Annotated in this window: 2 protein-coding genes; both read left to right on the top strand. The window is 62.5% G+C overall.

The features are described from left to right. Positions 1-460 (top strand): ATP-binding protein (locus EOA85_RS34650; RefSeq protein ID WP_245486320.1); only part of this gene is annotated, 460 nt, incomplete at its 5' end. Then, on the top strand, positions 457-1699 hold a 1243-nt coding region (gene ntrC / locus EOA85_RS34645; RefSeq protein WP_127212676.1), incomplete at its 3' end, for a nitrogen regulation protein NR(I). The genes EOA85_RS34650 and ntrC, both read left to right, overlap by 4 nt.

Here is a 1699-nt window from a genome sequence, read left to right as displayed (position 1 = left end):
GATCAAGATATTGGAGGATTATGATCCATCATTGCCTCCGGTTTTCGCCAACCGCGACCAGCTCATCCAAGTGTTCCTCAACCTGGTCAAGAATGCGGCCGAGGCCATTGGCGGCGATCCGCAAGGCGAGATCACTCTGTCGACCGCATTCCGGCCGGGCATCCGTGTTTCCGTTCCCGGAACGCAGGGCCGCGTGTCGCTGCCGCTGGAATTCTGCGTGCGCGACAACGGTTCTGGCGTTTCCGAAGATATCCTGCCGATCCTGTTCGATCCCTTCATCACCACCAAGCCGAACGGGTCGGGGCTTGGTCTGGCGCTGGTCGCGAAAATCGTCGGCGAGCATGGCGGCATCATCGAATGCGATTCGACGCCGCGCGCAACCACCTTCCGCATCCTAATGCCAGCCTGGAAAGAAACGCCGTTCGGCACAGACGATGATGGCGAAGGAGACCGCAAATGATGGTTCGCGGCAATATTCTCGTCGCCGACGACGATGCGGCGATCCGCACGGTCCTCAATCAGGCGCTTTCGCGCGTCGGCCACGAGGTGCGCGTGACGTCCAACGCCTCGACGCTATGGCGCTGGGTGGCGGCCGGCGAGGGCGATCTCGTCATCACCGACGTGGTCATGCCGGACGAGAACGCTTTCGACATGCTGCCGCGCATCAAGAAGGCGCGACCGGAACTGCCCGTCATCGTCATGAGCGCCCAGAACACGTTCATGACCGCGATTCGTGCCTCCGAAACCGGCGCCTACGAATATCTGCCGAAACCGTTCGACCTGACCGAGCTTCTCAATATCGTCAACCGGGCGCTTTCCGAGCCCCGACGACCGAAGATCGATGCACGGGCCGACGAGCCGCCGGAAACGATGCCGCTGGTCGGCCGCTCGGCGGCCATGCAGGACATCTACCGCATGCTGGCGCGTATGATGCAGACCGACCTAACGGTGATGATTTCAGGCGAATCAGGCACCGGCAAGGAACTGGTGGCGCGCGCGCTGCACGAATATGGCCGCCGGCGCGGCGGCCCCTTCGTCGCGATCAACATGGCGGCGATCCCGCGCGACCTGATCGAATCGGAACTGTTCGGGCATGAGAAAGGCGCCTTCACCGGTGCGCAGAACCGCTCCACCGGCCGTTTCGAGCAGGCCGAAGGCGGCACGCTCTTCCTCGATGAGATCGGCGACATGCCGATGGAAGCGCAGACGCGCCTGCTGCGCGTCCTGCAGCAGGGCGAGTACACCACTGTCGGCGGACGTACGCCGATCAAAACCGACGTCCGCATCGTCGCCGCCACCAACAAGGATCTGCGCACGCTGATCAATCAGGGGCTTTTCCGCGAGGATCTGTTCTATCGCCTGAATGTCGTGCCGCTAAGGCTGCCGGCGCTGCGCGAGCGGTCTGAGGACGTTCCGGATCTCGTCCGGCACTTCTTCAAGCTCGGCGTTAGCGAAGGGCTGCAGACAAAGCGCATTTCCACCGGCGGCATCGAGCTGATGAAACGCTATCCGTGGCCAGGCAACGTGCGCGAGCTCGAAAATCTTGTCCGCAGGCTTGCCGCGCTCTATTCGCAGGATGAGATTTCCGCCGAAATCATCGAGGCGGAACTGAAGACCGGCGAGAGGCCGGTCGTTCCCGGTGGCGGCAACCTCATTCCCGACGATCTCTCCATCGGCCAGGCGGTAGAACATTTCCTGC

Source organism: Mesorhizobium sp. M5C.F.Ca.IN.020.29.1.1 (genome assembly GCF_003997375.1).
Lineage (GTDB): Bacteria > Pseudomonadota > Alphaproteobacteria > Rhizobiales > Rhizobiaceae > Mesorhizobium > Mesorhizobium wenxiniae.
The sequence above is the reverse complement of the archived record's forward strand: the minus strand, read 5'-3'. Positions and strand labels throughout refer to the sequence as shown.